This is a genomic window from Rhodococcus sp. IEGM 1307 (genome assembly GCF_030056915.1).
Classification (GTDB): domain Bacteria; phylum Actinomycetota; class Actinomycetes; order Mycobacteriales; family Mycobacteriaceae; genus Rhodococcus_F; species Rhodococcus_F opacus_D.
Map to the genome: position 1 here is coordinate 233,256 of NZ_JASHKW010000004.1, position 18,871 is coordinate 252,126.

At 67.0% G+C, this 18,871-nt stretch carries 19 protein-coding genes, 1 tRNA gene and 4 pseudogenes; 14 read left to right on the top strand and 10 right to left on the bottom strand.

Features of this window, described 5'->3' with window-relative positions:
• Positions 1-104 precede the first annotated feature (104 nt).
• The gene (locus QM841_RS09715) at positions 105-314 is read left to right on the top strand and encodes a glyoxalase (protein WP_283331842.1); all 210 of its coding nucleotides are present in this window, start codon (positions 105-107) and stop codon (positions 312-314) included.
• A 63-nt stretch (positions 315-377) separates the two neighbouring features.
• Positions 378-845 (top strand): SRPBCC family protein, encoded by a 468-nt coding sequence (locus tag QM841_RS09720; RefSeq protein ID WP_280783787.1) that lies wholly within the window; start codon positions 378-380, stop codon positions 843-845.
• A gap of 115 nt (positions 846-960) precedes the next feature.
• Here the strand turns inward: QM841_RS09720 and QM841_RS09725 are convergent, their stop codons facing one another.
• Positions 961-1,377 carry a hypothetical protein gene (locus tag QM841_RS09725; RefSeq protein ID WP_283331843.1) on the bottom strand — a complete coding sequence of 139 codons (417 nt, stop codon included), beginning with the start codon at positions 1,375-1,377 and terminating at the stop codon, positions 961-963.
• A gap of 114 nt (positions 1,378-1,491) precedes the next feature.
• The gene (locus tag QM841_RS09730) at positions 1,492-1,791 is read right to left on the bottom strand and encodes a hypothetical protein (protein WP_283331844.1); all 300 of its coding nucleotides are present in this window, start codon (positions 1,789-1,791) and stop codon (positions 1,492-1,494) included.
• A gap of 464 nt (positions 1,792-2,255) precedes the next feature.
• On the opposite strand from QM841_RS09730, the gene QM841_RS09735 reads away from it, so the two are divergent.
• Positions 2,256-2,453 carry a hypothetical protein gene (locus QM841_RS09735; RefSeq protein ID WP_280783789.1) on the top strand — a complete coding sequence of 66 codons (198 nt, stop codon included), beginning with the start codon at positions 2,256-2,258 and terminating at the stop codon, positions 2,451-2,453.
• 406 nt (positions 2,454-2,859) lie between these two features.
• Here QM841_RS09735 and QM841_RS09740 read toward each other — a convergent pair whose 3' ends face one another.
• On the bottom strand, positions 2,860-3,642 hold the full coding sequence (locus QM841_RS09740) for a DUF3109 family protein (protein ID WP_283331966.1): 783 nt from the start codon (positions 3,640-3,642) through the stop codon (positions 2,860-2,862).
• A gap of 668 nt (positions 3,643-4,310) precedes the next feature.
• Here QM841_RS09740 and QM841_RS09745 point away from each other — a divergent pair.
• Together QM841_RS09745 and QM841_RS09755 are read left to right on the top strand one after the other, a co-directional pair.
• Positions 4,311-4,622: a Clp protease N-terminal domain-containing protein gene (locus QM841_RS09745; protein ID WP_283331845.1), complete on the top strand. Its 312-nt coding sequence runs from the start codon at positions 4,311-4,313 to the stop codon at positions 4,620-4,622.
• Positions 4,623-6,282: 1,660 nt separating this feature from the next.
• Entirely contained in the window at positions 6,283-6,498 is a 216-nt protein-coding gene (locus tag QM841_RS09755) for a hypothetical protein (protein WP_280783793.1), read from the top strand.
• Between the two features lie 438 nt (positions 6,499-6,936).
• Here the strand turns inward: QM841_RS09755 and QM841_RS09760 are convergent, their stop codons facing one another.
• Both QM841_RS09760 and QM841_RS09765 read right to left on the bottom strand, forming a co-directional pair.
• Complete coding sequence (locus QM841_RS09760) at positions 6,937-7,263, bottom strand: ANTAR domain-containing protein (RefSeq protein WP_283331846.1); 327 nt, start codon at positions 7,261-7,263, stop codon at positions 6,937-6,939.
• A 238-nt stretch (positions 7,264-7,501) separates the two neighbouring features.
• Positions 7,502-7,645, bottom strand: coding sequence for a hypothetical protein (locus QM841_RS09765; RefSeq protein ID WP_280783795.1), 144 nt, complete (start codon positions 7,643-7,645; stop codon positions 7,502-7,504).
• 506 nt (positions 7,646-8,151) lie between these two features.
• On the opposite strand from QM841_RS09765, the pseudogene QM841_RS09770 reads away from it, so the two are divergent.
• Positions 8,152-8,274, top strand: a pseudogene (locus tag QM841_RS09770) (DUF4193 family protein); the annotation flags it as partial.
• 128 nt (positions 8,275-8,402) lie between these two features.
• On the opposite strand, the gene QM841_RS09775 reads toward QM841_RS09770, so the two are convergent.
• The 4 genes from QM841_RS09775 to QM841_RS09790 form a co-directional block, all read right to left on the bottom strand.
• Positions 8,403-8,476, bottom strand: a tRNA-Thr gene (locus QM841_RS09775).
• A gap of 87 nt (positions 8,477-8,563) precedes the next feature.
• Positions 8,564-8,911 carry a hypothetical protein gene (locus tag QM841_RS09780; RefSeq protein ID WP_283331847.1) on the bottom strand — a complete coding sequence of 116 codons (348 nt, stop codon included), beginning with the start codon at positions 8,909-8,911 and terminating at the stop codon, positions 8,564-8,566.
• A gap of 250 nt (positions 8,912-9,161) precedes the next feature.
• Positions 9,162-9,473: a hypothetical protein gene (locus QM841_RS09785; RefSeq protein WP_283331848.1), complete on the bottom strand. Its 312-nt coding sequence runs from the start codon at positions 9,471-9,473 to the stop codon at positions 9,162-9,164.
• 744 nt (positions 9,474-10,217) lie between these two features.
• Entirely contained in the window at positions 10,218-10,481 is a 264-nt protein-coding gene (locus tag QM841_RS09790; RefSeq protein WP_280783797.1) for a hypothetical protein, read from the bottom strand.
• Positions 10,482-11,114: 633 nt separating this feature from the next.
• Between QM841_RS09790 and QM841_RS09795 the strand changes: the two genes are divergently transcribed.
• From QM841_RS09795 to QM841_RS09825, 7 genes and pseudogenes are all read left to right on the top strand, one after another.
• Positions 11,115-11,783 carry a hypothetical protein gene (locus QM841_RS09795; RefSeq protein WP_283331849.1) on the top strand — a complete coding sequence of 223 codons (669 nt, stop codon included), beginning with the start codon at positions 11,115-11,117 and terminating at the stop codon, positions 11,781-11,783.
• A gap of 99 nt (positions 11,784-11,882) precedes the next feature.
• Positions 11,883-12,227: a CD225/dispanin family protein gene (locus tag QM841_RS09800; protein WP_283331850.1), complete on the top strand. Its 345-nt coding sequence runs from the start codon at positions 11,883-11,885 to the stop codon at positions 12,225-12,227.
• 220 nt (positions 12,228-12,447) lie between these two features.
• On the top strand, positions 12,448-12,654 hold the full coding sequence (locus QM841_RS09805; RefSeq protein WP_283331851.1) for an alpha/beta fold hydrolase: 207 nt from the start codon (positions 12,448-12,450) through the stop codon (positions 12,652-12,654).
• A 113-nt stretch (positions 12,655-12,767) separates the two neighbouring features.
• A pseudogene (locus tag QM841_RS09810) lies at positions 12,768-12,926 on the top strand (GTP 3',8-cyclase MoaA); the annotation flags it as partial.
• Positions 12,927-13,106: 180 nt separating this feature from the next.
• Positions 13,107-14,644: pseudogene (gene istA, locus QM841_RS09815) on the top strand (IS21 family transposase).
• 66 nt (positions 14,645-14,710) lie between these two features.
• Positions 14,711-15,475, top strand: a complete 765-nt coding sequence (gene istB / locus QM841_RS09820; protein WP_283331852.1) for an IS21-like element helper ATPase IstB — start codon at positions 14,711-14,713, stop codon at positions 15,473-15,475.
• 96 nt (positions 15,476-15,571) lie between these two features.
• Positions 15,572-15,779, top strand: a pseudogene (locus QM841_RS09825) (GTP 3',8-cyclase MoaA); the annotation flags it as partial.
• Between the two features lie 65 nt (positions 15,780-15,844).
• Here QM841_RS09825 and QM841_RS09830 read toward each other — a convergent pair.
• Entirely contained in the window at positions 15,845-16,918 is a 1,074-nt protein-coding gene (locus QM841_RS09830; protein WP_502943243.1) for a serine hydrolase domain-containing protein, read from the bottom strand.
• A gap of 188 nt (positions 16,919-17,106) precedes the next feature.
• On the opposite strand from QM841_RS09830, the gene QM841_RS09835 reads away from it, so the two are divergent.
• Complete coding sequence (locus QM841_RS09835; RefSeq protein WP_283331854.1) at positions 17,107-18,834, top strand: ABC transporter ATP-binding protein/permease; 1,728 nt, start codon at positions 17,107-17,109, stop codon at positions 18,832-18,834.
• Positions 18,835-18,871 lie beyond the last annotated feature (37 nt).

An 18,871-nucleotide genomic window follows, 5' to 3' on the forward strand; every position in this document is an offset into this window, starting at 1 on the left:
GCCTATCCCGGGGGTGCCAGCGGCGACCAGCTGCTCCCCCATCAGGGCCTGACGGCCTGACATCCGACGTCACCACTGTTTGAGAAACCGGCGAGAAGGCAACCATGAGCACCATCGACACCCGCACCACCGAGACGAACACCAGCACGGCAACAACATTCGGCAGAACCGTCGACCTGACCGGTGCGCTGATTCGCGCAGCGATCGCCCACGGCGAACACGAGAAGCGCACCGGTTCAGCGGACCCGAACTGGCCCCACTGGTACGCCGCCTACATGGTCGCCGAACAGGCGGGGACGGAGCCGCCCCGCTAACCGCCCTCGACACCACCCACCGATCAACCCGTCACCCCTGCACCACCCACCAAGGAGAACGTCATGTCCACGATCCACCTGCACCAGACCACCACCGCGACACCCGAACAATTCCTCGACGCACTCACCGACTTCGGGCCCGGCCGCGAGGCGGTCTTCGGCAACAGCGCCGACAACTACCTCCAGGTACACGAACTCGGCACCACTCAGGCCGACGTCACCGAGGGCTCGGGCGGGGCCTGGGAACGCCTGCGCTACGACTGGACCGACCCCCACCGCATCGTCATGACGACCACCGACTCCAACCTGTGGGGCGGCAACTCCGGCCACACCTACACCCTCACCCCGCGCCCCGACGGGACCACCGACGTCGACGCCGTCGTGGTCCGCGACGGCAAGAACCTCAAAGGACGAGCGCTCGGGGCCGTGCTCGGCGTCTTCGGCAGCCGCGTCCTGGGAAAGGCGTTCGACAAGACCGTCGCGGCCATCGAGGCCCGCAACCACACCCCGCGGACGGCGAACAACATTTAGACCCCACGGTCGCGCCGTCGAGCACCGCAACCACGGTGCCCGGCGGCGCCACCGTGTCCGACATTCCGTAGCAGTGGAGGTAGGTAGGCCGGCGACGTCCGCGTCGGGCCCACCGTCACGGTGTCGACGAGGGCGGTGTCTTCGCCGGCGTCCGGCGTCCCCGCACCGGCTTCGCCGCAGGGGTGGGAGTCTTTGCTTCGGCCGCGGTTCCGGGTCCGGTCGACGGCTCGCCGGTCCCTTGCTTATCCGGTCTGGTGCCGAGTTTGAGTTGATCGAGGACCAGCGCCGTCCCACCGACCGCGGCCACGATCGGCCACTGCACCACACCGGTCACCGCGACCGCACCCATGGTCAACACGGCCGCAGGCGTCGAATGACTTCCACGCCGGGCACCCTCCGCAGCCCCGACGGCCGCACCCTTCATGCTGCCGACCAGACCGCCGACCGCGGCCCCACCGACCGCGCCGAGGGTGGCCGTCGCAGCCTCACCCGCTCCGGTCACCGCCCGTGCCGTTCCGTTGACCAAGTTCATGACCTTTCGCCCCGCTCCACCATCGCCGAGATCGACGACGCCGCCGATCCTGTCCGACCGGAAGTACCCACCGATCGTCCGCCTGAACAGGTCGCGGGCCTGTCTGTCCGCCTCTCACTCCCCCGGGGATGTGACCGGCTTGGGCGCCAACTCCGGTTCCGCAGGGCGGCCGGAGCTGGGATCGATGGTGAGGTCCTCGGAGTCGGCGAAGATCAGGCGACCATCGTCGAGCGCGACCGCCCACCGATGCGCCGGCGCCCACTCGTAACCAGTGCCCCCGGATTCGGTCAGCACCGCGAAGTCCTCGACGACCTCACCGGTGACGTCCGCTTCAGCCCTCCTGCGGACCAACACCCGGGCACCGATCGTCAACTCCGGGCCGCGAACCAGCCTGCTACCGCTTCTGTGGGCCATCTGCTGCACCTCGTTTGCTCGGTGAACCCGGGGTTGGAGCATAAGCACCCTCACCTCCAGCAGGCGACCCGAAAACCCGGCCCCTCCGACCATCGCCGGTTACTCACCGGTACAACCGTTTTGGTTCGTCTCGCCGCTCTTGCCAGGTTCCCGGTGGTGGTGCACCATCACTTCCGTGCGCAGTCCACGCTGGCCCTCGACCGCCCCACCGCCGTGCGCCGGTGACCGGGTGCACGGTCACCGACAGCTGAGCGCACACACCCACCTGACCCTGGAACTGGTGCGGATCACGGCGTACCCGTCCGGGCTCCCGGTGCAGCTGGCCCTGACCGCGACCGGTCGACCGGCACGACGCGCCCTGCACCAGACCCGGCCGCTGACCGACCTCGCGGTCCCGTCGGCCCGGTGGTCCTCTCTGAACGTGTGGGCCGGAACCGCCGACCTCGCGGTCGCGGACCCATACCTTGCCCCGCCCGGATCTGCAGGCCACCGCCACCGGGATCTGCACCTACCGCAGCGAGCCGCTGTATTGGCTGCCCGTCCCGCCACCGGTACGGACGGTGACCCTGACCGCCGAGCGGCCGCAGATCGGGTTACCCGCCAGCATGACCACCGTGAACCTGGCGGTGATCGCACCTCTATCGACACCCCGCCGCACCTGATTCACGATTCCGTTCACCGGCCGGACGGTCGCCTGATACCGCGCAGTTCCGGGGACTTGGCGATCAGTCGGGCCACCAGCTGATGCGCCTCGGCGACTTCTCAGCCGTGATCCTCAGAGGACCTGCCGTCAGTGTCACCCTGGTGCGAGTGTGCGAGTTTGCGAGTTGGAGTGCTGTCGGCGTCGTAGGACCGGGCCAGCGCCACCGGCGCAAAGCTGCTCCCTGATCACGTCCATCTCACGGCACTACATTCGAGGGCCCCTAACCGAACACCGACACTAGTCGGGATCGGAGAGCCTACTTGGCAACCACGCTGCCGCCTGCGAATCGCAGCGATACCCGACTCTTGCGCCGTAGACGCCCATAACTCTGTCACCGGGGTCGACGTTCAGGGACCGCCACTCCGCTACCGGGGTTTCTTCTCGGCGACCGCGGTCGCCGGGTGCACGGCGACCAGGCCGAGGCCTTGGCGTCGCTTGCAGAGCCGAGCCAGCTCCCGATACGCGGCCTCACCGAGCAACTCGGTCAGCTCCGGCGCATACGACTGCCACACCGCCTTCGCGCCGACGTGCGCGTCCGGCGAGCCGGAGCAGTACCAGTCCAGATCCGCGCCGCCCGCACCCCACCCGCGCCGGTCGTACTCGCTGATCGTCGTCTTCAGGACCTGCTCGCCGTCGGGTCGCTCCACCCATTCCTGGGTGCGCCGGATCGGCAGCTGCCAGCACACGTCGGGTTTGACCTCGAGCGGCTCGATGCCGCGCTCGAGTGCCATCGAGTGCAGCGCGCACCCGATGCCACCCTCGAAGCCGGGACGGTTGAGGAAGATGCATGCACCCTTGTATCGGCGGGTCCGCAGCGCCGGCTCGTCGTCGAGCTCGTCCTCCTCGATGTACCCCTTCTTCCCGAGACCCTGCTTCATGAACTGCCAGTCCTCGGGTCTGAGCAGCTTCACCGACTCGCGCAACCTCGCGACATCCTCCTCGTCCGAGAAGAACGCGCCATGCGAGCAGCAACCGTCGTCGGGTCGACCCGCGATGATGCCCTGGCAGGCCGGGGTGCCGAACACGCAGGTCCAGTGCGAGAGCAGCCACGTCATGTCCGCGGCGATGAGATGCTCGGCGTCGTCGGGATCGAGGAACTCCACCCACTCCCGAGCGAAGTCGAGCCCAACCTCGGGGCTCGGCGTCATCTTGTCCGACGGCCCCGGAATACCTGCTGCCACAAACCCCCACGGTAGCCGACCCACATAACAAACAAGGACTGATCCGATCCCCGTCCGAAAGCGAACGACGCCCGACCCGAATCTCGCCGACACCCCCATGAAGACCACCGCCGTGATTTCCGGTCGGTCACCCCCGGACCCGGTGCCGCGCAACGGAAGCAACGCTCATCGGCACGGACCAAGACGTCCGGCACCCGGTCAGCCCGCGAGGACCGTTTCAAGAGCCCGGCGGGGCGCGGCTACCCCATGTGGAAGCGCAGCTCCCGGTGTGGCCCGGTGCGAAATTCGCCGGACCTGTGGACGCAGGTCCGGGCTGTTCCACGTAGCCCGCGCTGCGCGGCCCACGCCTGCATGCGCTCCGAGATCACCCGGGGCCGCAACCGAGCGACGACCCATCCTCACCGAGGCGACTCATCGTTGCAGGCTCAGCGCCCCCACACGGAGACTGGAAGGGCGCCAGCTCTCCACCCCCGCGCAGGGCACTCGCCGAGGGAGTGATCAAACGGTGTTCGACAAATTCAGCGACCAAGCACGCCACGTCGTCGTGCTCGCCTCCGACGCGGCCCGCACCCACCACCACAACCACCTCGGCGAACACCTCCTCACCGGCATCCACGCCGCCGGCGGCCCCACCGGTGCCACCCTGGGGAATCACCGGCCCCCACCTCGACACCGCTCTCGACGAGATCCCCGCCTACCCGAACACCGACCCCGGATGTGCCGGTCCCCCCTTCACCCCGACCCTGAAAAAGACCCTCGCCCAAAGCCTGCGGGAAGCCTCCCTACTCGGACACGACACCATCGGCACCGAACACCTCCTCCTCGCCCTCCTCGCCGACACCACCTGCACCGGCACCCGAATCCTCACCCACCTCACCACCATCAGCCCACACGAGATGCGCGACCGCCTCCAAGAACTCGCCCAACACCCCCAACCCCACGAGTAGACCCGCAGACCCCAGCGACATTCTTGTGGTCGGCCGCAGTCCCGGATCGGGGGGCTGCGCCTGCAGGAGGTCGGCGAACGGAACCTGCCGGCGGCGGTCACGCAGACGTGCGGGTGGCCTGCGCACCGCCCCATTCCACTCGGTGATGATCTCGCTGGTCGGGGAGTACGGGTCTCTGCTGCGCGTCCGCTCGGAGCCGACAACAACGAAGTGTCGTGCGGGTTCGAGTTGCTCACCGGCGCCGATCTCGGGTCCGAGCCCGTCTCACTGTCTGACGAGGCCCGCGGTTTCCGGATCCTGGTGCTCGCCGCAGTCGCCCAGGACCACCCCCGCCGCCGTGGGCGCCGGGGACCGATGTCCACGGGTACGGACTGCACCCACGGTCGGATCGCGGCCTCGTCGTCATGCCCCCGGCGTCCTCTCCTGTCCGGGCCCTGCCACCGACAAATCGCCAGCGCCCGACTTCCGTGCGCAGCCGGCGCATCCCGACCTCGCCGAGGCACCGCTCCCCCAACCGGGAACCGGCGGTCCGTCACCGCCGGAACGGCCCGTGCGCGGCGGGGCCGGTACCGAGCCGGTAGACGACAGTGGGAACCGGAAAACTGTCCGGGCTCGATATTCGCGGTGCAGCAGGTCGGCGACGAGCTCGTCAGTTCGGTCGGCGATGTTCTCGGGTTGCGGGCGACGGCCGATCCCGAGCCCGGAAATGATCAGGACACGATCGCAGCGCGACCCTCGATTCCCAACGACCACCCGAAATAGTGGTTCCACGCGATCAGGATGTCGCGTCCGCTGTAGTGCCGGAACTGCCTCGACACCACGACCACCGCATCGAAACTGACCTCGTCCCATCGGCGGATCGTGTCGGCGTTTTAGTGCCCGCGCGACCGCGAACACGTATGCATTAACGTCGGGGCTTCGCCGACGCCGGCGCCGTGCTTCCTCGTGAGCGCTTTTCTCCGTCGCGGATCATCTACCTGTCCGCGGTGACGTCGAAACTACTCCGTCAGCGCTGGTCAGGATAGAGATCTTAAGCGATTCCGTCGCCGGGTCCAGCAGCTGGTGGAGGCGTAAAAGTGTGAGTTCGGACCCGACCGGGCACGACCGAGAGGAACCCATTCCCAAGATTTCGGCGGAGGTGTCGTCGATGGCAGCATTGCACAGTCAGACCACAACCAATCCCCGCGGTCCGGGAGCTCGTACCCGCGCCCTCGACACCGCCGAGGGGGTGCTCATCGGGATCCGCCGGATCGGGACCGCAGACGCTTTCGACGAACTGGTGAATGCGGCCCGCCGTCACGGCTGTCCGTCTTCACCCTCGCCGAGGCCCTGGTCGCCCTCGCCAGCGGCAACGAGTTGCCCGAGCCCACCGCCGCCCGCGCGGCCCGCACCGAATGGGGCGCACTGTTCTGGCTGAACACCCGAACAGCACCGTTTCCGAGACATAAGCCCTCTGGGTTTCGATGGCCACGTCGGCGGATACTCTACTGACGCTACCTCCCGAGTTCGTTCGGACACATAGCGATTCGGGTGGTAGGGCCCACCAGCTGCGGTGACCGTTGGGCGCTCACTCCGGTTGGTGGGCCACCTCGCCCGCCGCAACCATCGCACACGCAAGAGACACAGCGTGGGGGTCGCAGGGAAGCAACGACCACCGTGCGTGGAACTCGAGCTGCACCAGCAGACCCGGCACCGTGACCGGTCAACGGAAGATCGTCCACACCGCGGCAGCGGCGAGCGCTACGACAACCATGACCATCACAACGTTGACAATATCTTCGTGGTCGGCGAGAAGTTGTTGCATGGCACGAGGTCTCCAGTTCCGGCGGCGATCAGAGCGAGTGAGGGCGAGCGCGAGCGCCGCACGGATCGCTGACCGTATGGACACATCGGCACCGACCATGGCGCACCAGGTTGGCCACGCGGCCGGGATCATGGACCCTGCGTTGGCCCCGAGCGCACCGGCCAGCATGGCGGCGCCGAGAGGAAACCGGCGGCGGTGAGGTCAATGCCACCCTCCCCACCGCCGGGGCGCCGCCGCGAGCACCCACAACGGCCACCGAGCGGAACGGTTGTCCACCGGGACACCTCCGTGGCACTCAGTGTAGAACCACCGAACCGACTTCGCCCCGTTGCCGGACCGCTGGGTGGCGGTGCCGAGTCAGCATTTCCGCGGACGCCGGAGCCGGGCGTCGTCGACCGCACTCCCCGTGTCGAGGGACTGAATCAAGCCAGATCGGTTGGCCCTGAACGGTTTCCGGAAGGGGTGTCGATCGCATCCTTTGATTCCGCTGAGGTGTGTTCCCGCTTTGCTTCAGCTGGCGTGGGCGTGCCGCTGTGGGAGTTGGGTGAGTAGTTGCTCCCATTCGTCGAACCGGACGGCGTCCGGTGTCCGCCGACGGGTCGGGGATCCGGCGGCGAGGTCGACCAAATTCCGGGCGGCACCGAGGACGGTCAGGTGATGACGGCGGGAGACGTCGAGGAGTTCGTCGAATGCCTGGGCGTCGCTGCAGCCGCGGGCGGCCATCAGGATGCCCTTCGCGCTGGCGAGTAGTTCGCGACCGTCGGGGCGCCGGCGGGAAAGAAGGCGCGTCGGGCTCGGAACCGGGGTGGGGGGTGATTCTGCGGTGTCCTCGATCATGTGATGTGTCCTTTGCTCTCGTGCATCGACCGGAACGTGCCGGTGTGCCGACAACCATCCCGACCGTGACGTGAATGTGAGCCACGTCACTGACGATGCGTGATCAGTTCTAGCACACCGGCAGCAACCAGCGATCTGCACAAACGTCCAGATACCGGTCGACGCCCCGCACAAACCTTCGTGGTGGTCATGCGCGACGTGACGGCGTGCAGGTGGCGGGGCGTGGCGTCACCACTGGTCAGGTGGGTAGGGACGAGAGGAGAGTCAGCGCACCGAGGGCCAGTGTGACGATCAATCCCCCGGCGATGGCTCCGCCACTGCCGGCGCGGAGCACGAGGACCTCGCGGTCGCGGGGAACGGGGCGCGGAGGGTGTGCGGTCATCGGTTCTCCTTGACGGTCTGGCTCGTCGCAACGAATTTATCTATGTCGGCGCATATAGATTTTGTTGTACATGTCGGCAGTGAAAAACTCAAGCCGACATTGGTAACCGTGCGGCTCGATCCTCAGCTCTGGCTGGAGACGTGCAGTGCCCATTCAGTCCAGTGCCGCGCTGTCGACACGCGCATCCCCACGCCCCGATGCTCCGGTGTCATTCGTTCGAATGACATGGGCGACCACGGGTCGCGAGTAGCACGCCCGGTAGGACTGGACACCCGGCTGCGGACCCAATCCCACCTGCTGCCGCAGAACGGGTCCCGGCCACCCACTGGGCTCGACCCCGGAAGGTCATATCACCTACCAGAGAACGACAATGGGAGACACGCACCACGCAACCGGACCGCGCTCACGACCACCCACCGACCGAAGCGGTTGAGTCCACAGCACATTCTGCCCCCGAGCGCATGTCGCGGCACCGGACCCTCTAATCTGACGGGTCCGAAGACCCAGAACTCACCGTCCGCGTCATCCCCAAGCAGCCGGACGAATTCACCTGCACCAGTTGCTTCCTCGTCCACCACCGCAGCCGCCTCGCCGACGCCGCGCAACAACTCTGCCGCGACTGCGCCTGAACACGGTCGGACCAACCGAGAAGCGCGGCCGCCCTCAGATTGGTCCGCATCGCACACCCTCGATCGCCGCCGCCACGGCCTGATTCGCCCTCCACGGACCTCCCTGCGGCCTCGCAGGCGACACGAGGTGGGGCGGGCGGGGCTCGAACCCGCGACCAACCGATTACGAGTCCACGGCTCTAACCGACCGAGCTACCGCCCCATCACTGCACTACCCCACTCTCGCGGGACCTGGCGACGGTATCTCCACACCGCCGACCGTCCCCGCTCACGCTCCGGGGGAAGGTCTTCACACGCGGCCAAAGAGCTGCCGCACCCCACCGTTGTCATCAACGGCATACAGCGCCATCCCCAACAGATCGAGAATCCGTTGTGGTGCCCGCACCGCCGCTTCCACCGATCGCGGCTCATCACGCACGACCAGAGCAAACGACACCGACTGATCCGGTTCGCTCGGCATCCGCCGCACGAGCTGCCCGATGGCGGTATCGACATCCAACCCCGGCGCGGAGCTCGCACCCTTGACCTCGACATAGAGCCGGCGTCCGTCCTTGTCGGCAACGATGTCGACGACATCCGTATCGGTGCGGACCGTCCACCCCTGAGACGATAACCACCCCGCGAAGTCCCGAGCCACGCGAGCCTCATCAGGTCTCATACCCGACACGGTAAACCGGAAGCCTCAGTTCCGAACAACACCACAGCGCAAAACACATCCGGTGCGGCTATGCCACGACTGAGGCATACCCCGACCGATCATGCGGTGAGATCGACGTACCCCTTCAGGACCTCATCCACGTGATTCATGTAATCGACTGACTGCTAGCGCAATTCTGTGCACGATGTTTGACGCCGACCAGAACTGGCCACGAAGCGGCTGCCGCCGATCATTCTCCCCGGTGACGGCCGGGTGTCCGCGCAGCCGAATCCGGGTTCGGGTTCGGGGCGGAACGGTAGGAGCCCGGATCGATGGTCAGGTCCTCGGTGTCGGCGAAGACCAGCCGCCCGTCGTCGAGCGCGACCGCCCACCGATGCACCGGCGCCCACTCATGCCCACCACCGCCCGGATCAGTCACCGCCGCGTAATCCTCGACAACCTCACCGGTGAGATCGGCCCCGGAACTCCGGCGGACCAGCACCCGGACACCAACCGTCAACTCCGGGCCACCTACCGGCCGGTTGCCACTGTCTCGGGCCATGCTGACACACCTCTTCGCTCGGCGAAACTCCCGAAATCGAGCATAAGCATCACTCGACCCGGTACGCGACCCGACCACCATCCAAGATCGAGAACACCGCCGGAGCAGTCGGCTGTCATGGACTGCCGCCGCCCGACGGCAGCTCCGGGTCACCGAACTGTGGCGGATTCCCCCTTTTCGTCTGACCCTCGCTCGCCGCCACCCTCTTCGCCGGAGCCGCCGCAGCGGCTGCAGCGGTCGCCGCACATGCTTATCTGACTCTGCGGCTCATGGTGGCCGAGGCCAACCGGTGTGGTTGACCGCGTTCACGCCGGTAAAGCGGGCAATGCCATTTCCCGAGGTCACTTGCAGCGTGGGCGGTGCGGGAAGCCGCGCCTGCGCTATCGGGTGTGCACAGTGCCGCCGAGTCCAACGTGAAGCGGCGGGCACAGCGCGATCGACGGCAGGGAGGTGGGCACCGCCGGCCCCCACACGGAAAAGTCCATATAGGGGAATCCTCCGAGCAGATGGCACAACACCTCCACCTGATGGGATTTCACCGAACTCGGTGCACACGTCGACAGCCCGCCAATGACGAAACTCTGCCATGCGCATCCACTCGGGACGGGCGGTGCTGCGTGTGCGGGTGCTGCGGTTAGGGACATCGCTGCAGCCGCTGTTGCCGCCGCGGCGAGGGTGAGGCGCAGAAACCGAGACATGGGTCCTCCGGTGGTGCGGGCCCGACCCACCGTCCATTCTCGCAGGTCAGGTGTCGCTGCCGCGGTCCATCCGACGGATCTTCTCGCGGCGGGCAGGTTTGGCCAGCATGTGCTTACGGTTTTTCGGGCCGCGGAACATTTCGTCGAGCCTCCAGTTCTCGATGTTGCCGCGGAACCGGGGGATGCGTTTGGCCGCCAGATACACCAGCTCCTGGCGGTCCGAGCCGAGCCGGTCGGCGAGGGCGTCGACGTGCATGAGGAGTTCGTCGTCGAGGCGACATCGACCCGGACGGTGGGCGGTGGCGGTCACAGGTCGTGCACCGGCGCAACGATCTTTAGATCGCCCGCGAGGTCGCCAGGGTTGTCCAGGAGCCGGCGCACCGCGACGCGCATTAACGCTGAACTCAACCGTGCGCCTTGCCGGTACGGCATCCATAGCAGGTCGGCGGGTCCGATGGGACTTGGTGCCGCGGCTCTCAGGTGCACTACGAGTGTGATCGAGCCGGCGAGGGTCGCTGTCCAGCCAGGGTCTCGTAGACCTGCTGTAGCCCGTCCCGGAAAGCGACGAATTCGCTCAGGATCAGTTCCGCGGTCAGATCACCGGTGAACCCCCACCCGGATCGCGATCGGCACCCTGGCGAACGCCGGAACAGCTCGTCAGGGCCGGGCATTTGCCCCGAGCGACAACGCGATGTGCTCGTTGGCCTCGCTCCCGATCACAATCACGTGTTCAACCCCTATTCAGTGGAAACCCGCACGCGGACATTCACGCAGGATGTCAAAGAGTTAACCAACGCTGGGGCGCTGTCGCCCATCCCGATGGGGTATCGGGGCGCCCCATCGGGGTGGGCGACAGTGACCCTCGGGTGCCTGTCCCGTCGTCCGTCGGGGCCGCAGGATAAGGCCTGTCATCCCATCCCGTACCCCCTGTTGGAGGCACTTCATGGCTCGAAACACCGGCGCCCGCATCGCGATCGGCGCCCTCGCGGCGCTGTCAATCTCCCTGGCCGCGACGACTGCCATCGTCCTCGCGGACGACGATCTGCGCGGCATTCCGCTTCCCGGCCGGGAACAGGGCACCACAGTGCAGGTCGTCCCTGGAAGCGCACCACAGACCGGCAGAGACATCGCGGACGCGCGGACGCAATTCCCCGGCAACTTTCCCGCTACCGTCGGGCCCGACGGTAGCGCGACTGCGGGAGGAGCCGTCGGGGCTGACCCGTCCGGTGACGGCGCCGCGAACCCCGGCCCAGCCCCTGTGAACCCGGGCACGATCGTCGGCCCGGCCCCCGCGGATCCCGGTTCGCCCCCATCCCCGCCGGTCGCCGATCCGCCGGTAGCGGAGCCACCCGTTGTCGATTCGCCGGTCGAAGAACCCCCCGTTGTCGATTCGCCGGTCGAAGAACCACCCGTTGCCGACCCGCCGGTCGAAGAACCACCCGTTGCCGACCCGCCGGTCGCAGAGCCGCCGGTGATCCGCGACCACCGCGACGAACCCGTCATCCGCGACCACCGCGACGAACCCGTCATCCGCGACCACCGCGACGAGCCCACGGGTCCGGTCGTCCGCGACCACCGCGACGAACCCGTCATCCGCGACCACCGCAATTAGTCCGAGGTGTTCCCCGAACTTGTGGGAACTTTCGCGTCTTCGAACGCATCTCACTGATAACAGCACGAATTCGACAGCCCGTTGAAGGAGCTCCCAACTATGTACCCGACATCGTCGCCCATGTCCGGCCAGTCGTTCCCCGCCCAGTCCATGCCGACCTATGGGGCGCCCCAGCCCGCGCCGCCAAAATCGAACGCCGGCTGGGCCGCCGCAGCCATCATCTTCTTCTGGCCGCTCGCGTTCGCCGCGTTCAACCACTCCTCCCGGGTGTATCCGCTGTGGGCGACCGGCGACTACCTGGGCGCGGCGCATGCCTCCCACCGGACGAAGTGCCTCGGCAAGACGGCCCTGTGGATCTTCATCATCCTCAACACGACGTTGATCGCGTTCTACGTCCTGACGATCGCGATGGTCGCGGGAGCCAACGACTACTCCAGCTACTAAGGAGCATTTGCGCTTTGTCCATGCAAGGAACGTTCACTACGCAGCGCGTGAGCCCGCCCATGCCGGTAGCACGGTGTGGGGGCGGTTGGCGGTGCCCGCTAAGGTCTACGCCGCGGTGATCGGTCGTCGGCGCACCGCTGTCCCAATAGGACTTGCCGTCCCAGTAGGACCTGCCGTCCCAGTAGGACCTGCCGTTTCCCGAAGAGTGTTGGAATGGACAATGTCGGAAGACACCGAACACCTGCGTCGCCGGCTGTTCGATTGCGGCGATCCTGAGCTGGGAGCCGCCCGCGCCCGTGAGCACATCCCGTCGGTCGAGGTCGAGATCTATCCGGGCATCGGGCACGACCTGTTGTGGGCGAATCCCGAGCAGGTGATTCCCCGCTTCCTCGACTTCACCGACCGCCACGATCCGGTCCGATCGTGAATCACGTGTCATAGGCCGATCGGTGTGCGATTCGGCTCTGCCGACTTCGCGCACCGGCGATGGTCCAGGCGTGCGCACGCTCGTGCCGGGTAATGAGCCAACGAGCGAGCGCGGACCTCGACCAGATCATCGCCGGTTGTTCACAACGGGTACCGGGCATTCCCCTCGCGATGACCGCGAACGCCGTCGGCCTCGAACATCGCGCACACCGGCTCGCCGATGCGGGACTGACCCGAGTCAACGTCTCACTCGATACCATTGTCAGCGGTCATGTAATTCCCCAGGTTGAGGGGTTTGTCCGTCACGTAATTCCCCACCCCGCCGTCACGTAATTCCCCACCCCTGGGGCGTGTCGGCCGGGGGTTCGGGTGCTGCTGCAGGTTCGCTCCTGACTGGGTCACCGACAACGGGGCCCGGGAAGGGGCCTGACGGTGGCGAGGAGAACGTGGACGATGATCGATCTGATGGAGTTGTTCCGGCATTGGCATGCCGGCCGGTCCCAGGTGCAGATCGCGGAGGCCCTGGATATCGACCGAAAAACCATCCGGAAATACCTGGCTCCCGCCGTGGCGGCCGGGTTGACACCGGGCGAGGGAGGGAAGTTCGACGAGCCGCTCTGGTGGGAGCTGATCACCGGATGGTTCCCGGAGGTCGGCGACCCGGCGGCGCGGGCGGTGACATGGCCGGCGATCGCCGCGCACCACGACTGGATCGACGGGCAGCTGACGGCGTCGGTGACGGTAGCGACGATTGCGCAACGCCTGCGCGACGACCTCGGCGTCGCGGTGTCGGAATCGACCGTACGACGGTATGTGGCAGCACAATTCGCTGAGAAGGTGGCGGAGTCGAAGGTGACTGTGGCCCGTGGCGCGGTCCCGCCTGGCGACGAGGCCCAGGTCGACTACGGCAAGCTCGGCATGTGGCGCAACCCGGCCACCGACCGGCGGGTGGCGGTGTGGGCGTTCGCGATTATCCTGTCCTGCTCACGGATGCTGTTCGTGCAGCCGGTGCTGCGGATGGACCAGTCCTCATGGTGCGCCTCGCACGTGGCGGCGTTCGAGTTCTTCGGCGGCACGCCGGCCCGGATCGTGTGCGACAACCTCAAAACCGGGGTCGACCGGCCTGACCTGTACGACCCGAAGATCAACCGCGCCTACGCCGAACTCGCCGCCTACTACCGGGTGTTGATCGACCCCGCCCGCGCCGGAAAACCAAAGGATAAACCCAGGATCGAGCGCCCGATGCCCTATATCCGCGACTCGTACTTCAAGGGCCGCGAGTTCACCTCACTGGCGCAGATGCAGGACGCTGCCCTGGCCTGGTGCACCGACGTCTACGGGCTCCACAATCACCGTGGTCTCGACGGTGCGCAACCCGTAGCGGTGTTCGACGCCATCGAAAAGCGCACTCTCACAGCACTTCCTCCGAAACCGTTCGAGCTGGTCCTCTATCAGGTCGGGAAGGTCGCCCCGGACTGTCACGTCAAGGCCGGCAAGGCCCTGTATTCGGTGCCCTGGCGGCTGATCGGCCAGCAGGTGCTGGTCCGCACCTGCGGCGACGTGGTGCAGATCTTCCACACCGAGCAGGTGGCCGCCACGCATGTGCTGCACCTGTCGGGGCGGTCGACGAACCCCGAGCACTACCCGCCGCACAAGATCGCCTACACGCTGCAGACCGTGGTCTGGTGTCGGGCGCGGCCGAGCAGATCGGTCCCGGCGCCGTCGCGGTCGTCGCCGAGTTGTCGCAGGTCAACGCGCTGCACCGGCTGCGGGCGATCCAGGGCATCGTCCGACTGCGGGACCGCTACGACGACGCCCGCCTGGACGCGGCCTGCGCCCGCGCCCTCGAGGTCGGTGACCCCAGCTACCGCACCGTCAAGGGCATCCTCGCCGCCGGCACCGAACACGACGGAGAGCCCACACCGGCCCCCACGCCGGCGCCGGCGTTCCTGCGCGGACCCGACGCCTTCGACACCGAACGCACCGCCTGAATTGTTGAACGCTGCACCGACGCATGCTGCACACCAATTACTTTCATCAGACCACTAGGAATCGTCATGACCATTCACGACCCCAGCCTGCGGGCTGCGCTGAAGACGTTGAAGTTGACCGGGATGCTCGACACGCTCGACGCCCGGCTCGTTCAGACCCGGGACGGGCAGCTCGGACACCTCGAGTTCCTGCAAGTGCTGTGTGAGGATGAGATCGCCCGCCGGGAAACCGCGGCGCTGGCCCGTCGGCTGCGACGAGCGCGGTTCGAGCAACCGGCCACGTTCGAGGACTTCGATTTCACCGCGAATCCGAAACTCCCCGCGGCGATGCTGCGGGACCTGGCCGCCCTGCGCTGGCTCGATGCCGGCGAGTCGGTGATCCTCTACGGTCCCGTTGGAGTAGGCAAAACCCATGTGGCACAAGCGCTTGGGCATCACGTCGCCCGCCGCGGCGGGGACGTGCGGTTCGTCAAGTGCTCCCGCATGCTCGCCGATCTCGCCGGCGGCCATGCCGACCGCACCATCGGTCAGCGGATGCGCGAATACACCCGGCCGCTGGTGTTGATTATCGATGATTTTGCGATGCGTGAGCACACCACCACCCAGTCCGACGACCTCTACGATCTGGTTTCCGATCGCGCCATCGCCGGCAAACCCCTGATTCTGACGAGCAACCGCGCCCCGAAGGACTGGTACCCGCTGTTCCCGAACCCGGTCGTCGCCGAGTCGCTCCTCGACCGGCTCATCAACACCAGCCATCAAACCCTGATGGACGGACCGTCCTACCGACCCCGCAAACGACCCGGACACCGCCCCACCGCCGCAACCTGACCCGCACCCCGCCCGCTCGGGTTACCCTCGACTCAGCACGCCCGAGCATGGGGAATTACGTGACGGACACCCCTGGGGAATTACGTGACGGTCGACAATACCATCGACCGCGCGCACTTCGCGTCCTTCCCGCCGGGACCGACTGCCGTCGGTACTCACCGGAATCCGCGCCGCCGTCGCCGCCGGACTGGAACCGGTGAAGATCAACGTTGTACTCATGCCCGAAACCCTGAGCGGCGCCGGAGATCTGCTGCAGTGGCGCCTACATGAGGTTGTCGCCCTGCGATTCATCGAGAAAATGCCACGTCCCCACCGCCGCCCACAACCAGGACACCTGGTCATGACGCGGCACCTCCTATCATCTGATCTCTACGACGGAGGCGCCGGCCAGGGATGATCGGGGCTGATGATCTTCACGATCTCGGCGAAGAAGTTCCACACGCCCAGCGGGTCGACGTTCGTGTTGACCAGCATTACCACCGTCTTACCCTCAGGCGGAAGGTAATACGCGTAGGTCTGGTAGCCCGCGATATTTCCGTTGTGGCCGATCCAGCCGTTCTGGTACTCGACACCAAGTCCATACAGCGAACCCGCACCTTCCGACGGCGCCGGCTGAAACTGCTCCCGCTCGCGCTGAGTCGCCGGCGAGAGCAACGCACCGGTCGCCAAGTCGCGCACCCACACACGCAGGTCGTCGAGCGTGGAAATCATGTTTCCCGCACCGAATCCCCACGACGGATTCCAGTCGGTCGCGTCCACCGATTCGCCGTCGGTTGTTTTCGTGTATCCGTGAGCGTGCGGTGACGGGAGGGCCGCATCGGTCGGGACCGAGGTGTGGCCGAGATTCTCGGGTCGCGTGATGTACTCGTCGATGTAAGCGTTCAGCGGCTCGCCGGAGACCTTCTCGACCACGAGGCCCAGGAGCGCGGTATTGGTGTTGGAGTAGTCGAACTCGGTGCCCGGTGCGAACAGCGGTGGACGGCTGAAGCTGATCTCGAGCAGTTCCTGGGGCGTCCATTGGCGCTGCGGCTGACTCGGGAGCGCCGGGATCACCACCTCCGAGTAGTCGGGAAGTCCACTGCGCATGGCCGCCAACTGGCGGATGGTGATCGTGTCCCCGTTGGGGACGTCGGGCACATACCTGTCGATCCGATCGTCGAGGCCGACCTTTCCCTGATCGACCAGTTGCAGCACTGCGGTGGTGGTGAAGGTCTTGGTTACGCTGCCGATGCGCATGAACAGGTCGGGCGCCATGGGGTCGCCGGTGGCCGTGTCGCCCACCCCGAACGCCTGGACGTAGGGTGCGGCGCCGTCCTGCCAGACACCGACGATGGCCCCGGGAATCGCGGCGTGCTCCATCGCCCCCGGAATCGTGGCGTCGAGCTGTGCGTCGGGCACGGCCGGTTGCACTGCCGACTCACCGCACCCCACGAGTCCGGTCATCGAGATCGCCAACACCGCGACGATTCGGCGTCCCGCGAATGTCTGTGACACCCCGCTCCCCAATCCAAGCCTCCACTGTCGTCTGATGGAAGCTTGCCTCATCTGCTTCGACTTGGATCGGTTTCCGGCGCCCGATTTGAGGCAAACGCCCCATGCGACGACATAAGCGGTCGACCGATGATCGGGGCATGACAAAGCGAGTTCAGGAATCACCGGTCATGACCGGATCGACCGTCGAATCACCGACCGTCGGGCGCGTCGACGCGGTCGACGTGAGCCGGCATGTCGGGGCACGGCAGATCCTTCAGGAGCTGTCGATGTCGGTCGAGCCGGGCGAGTTGGTCGCCATCGCCGGCGGCAGTGGAGCAGGAAAGAGCACATTGCTGGAGATCCTCGCGGGACTGCAACCACCGTCCGCCGGGGAGGTCCGGCACGACGGCGTCGTTCGCGGTGCCCGGGTCAGCGCCGATTCGCGCATCGGCTACGTCCCCCAGGACGACATCATCCACCTCGAGATGCCCCTGCGCCGCACGCTGCGCTACGCCGCGCGGCTCCGTTTGCCCGCGGGCACATCGGCGGTCGAAGCGGACCGGATAGTCGAGGAGACCATGCAGGACCTCGACCTGGCCGATCGAGCCGAGGTACCGGTCCGTGCGCTGTCGGGCGGCCAGCGCAAGCGGGCCAGTATCGCCGTGGAGCTACTGACCCGGCCACACCTCTTCTTCCTCGACGAACCCACCTCCGGGCTCGACCCGTCGACCGCAGCCGACGTGATGCGCCTACTGCGCCGACTCAGCCGGCGCGGGGTCACAGTCGTCCTCACGACGCATGAGCCGGCCGGCATCGATCGGTGCGACCGGGTGGTGTTCCTGGCTCGCGACGGCCACCTGGCCTTCACCGGCAGCCCGACCGAGGTTCGGCGCTACTTCGGTGTGGAGGACCTCGCCGACGTGTACGACCGGCTGGCTCGTGAGCACACCCCCCAGGTCTGGGCGGAGCGATTCGCGGACAGCGGTGGGACGTCGGAATCCCTGCCCGGCTCGGCGCTACCGCCCATCCCGCCCGTCCCCTCCACCCGGTCCGACGTGGGACGCACCGGCATGGTGCGGCAATGGTGGCTACTCACACAACGCAATGTCGATGTCCTCCTTCGCAACCGGCTGACCCTGGCGGTGCTGCTCGGCTCACCGGTGCTGGTCACGGCGATGATGGCGACGCTGTTCCAGCGCGGCGCGTTCGATCCGCATGGCGCGGCCGACCTCGGCCCCGCCCAGATCGTCTTCTGGATCGCATTCGCAGGCTTCTTCTTCGGCCTCACGTACGGCCTGCTCCAGATCGTCGGGGAGATGGCCGTCTTCCGGCAGGAGCGCCTGGCCGGGCTCCGTGTCGGCGCCTACGTGGCCTCCAAGATGACAGCGCTGCTTCCGGTGCTGGCTGGAGTGAGCGCGCTGCTGCTCGGTGTGTTGCGGGCGCTCGGTCGGCTCCCCGCCGTCGGATGGGACGTGTCAGCCGTCCTGTTCGTGACGATCGTGATCGAGGCGACCTCGGCGCTGGCCCTCGGCTTGCTCGCCTCGGCCGCGGTCTCCAACGCCGCGCAGGCCGCCCTCGCCCTGCCGATGCTCTGCTTCCCTCAGGTTCTGTTCGGCGGAGCCATCGTCCCGGTTGACGAGATGGCCCTCCCGGGACGCCTGATGAGCCTCGGCCTGTCCAACCGCCACGCATTCGAAGCCTTGGGTCGCGACCTGGATCTCGACCGGTACAGCGCCACTCTGCCGGCCATGTCCGCCTACGGCGACACCTTCCGCGGAGGCACCGGTGCCAGTCTCATCGCGCTGGCCTCATTTGCCGTCGCTCTCATGCTGGCCACCGTGTGGGTACTGGACCGGCGGTCCCGGCCCGGCGCATCCCGTCGATGACCGCCCGCACGGCCGGTCCCGCCAGAAGGCGGATGCT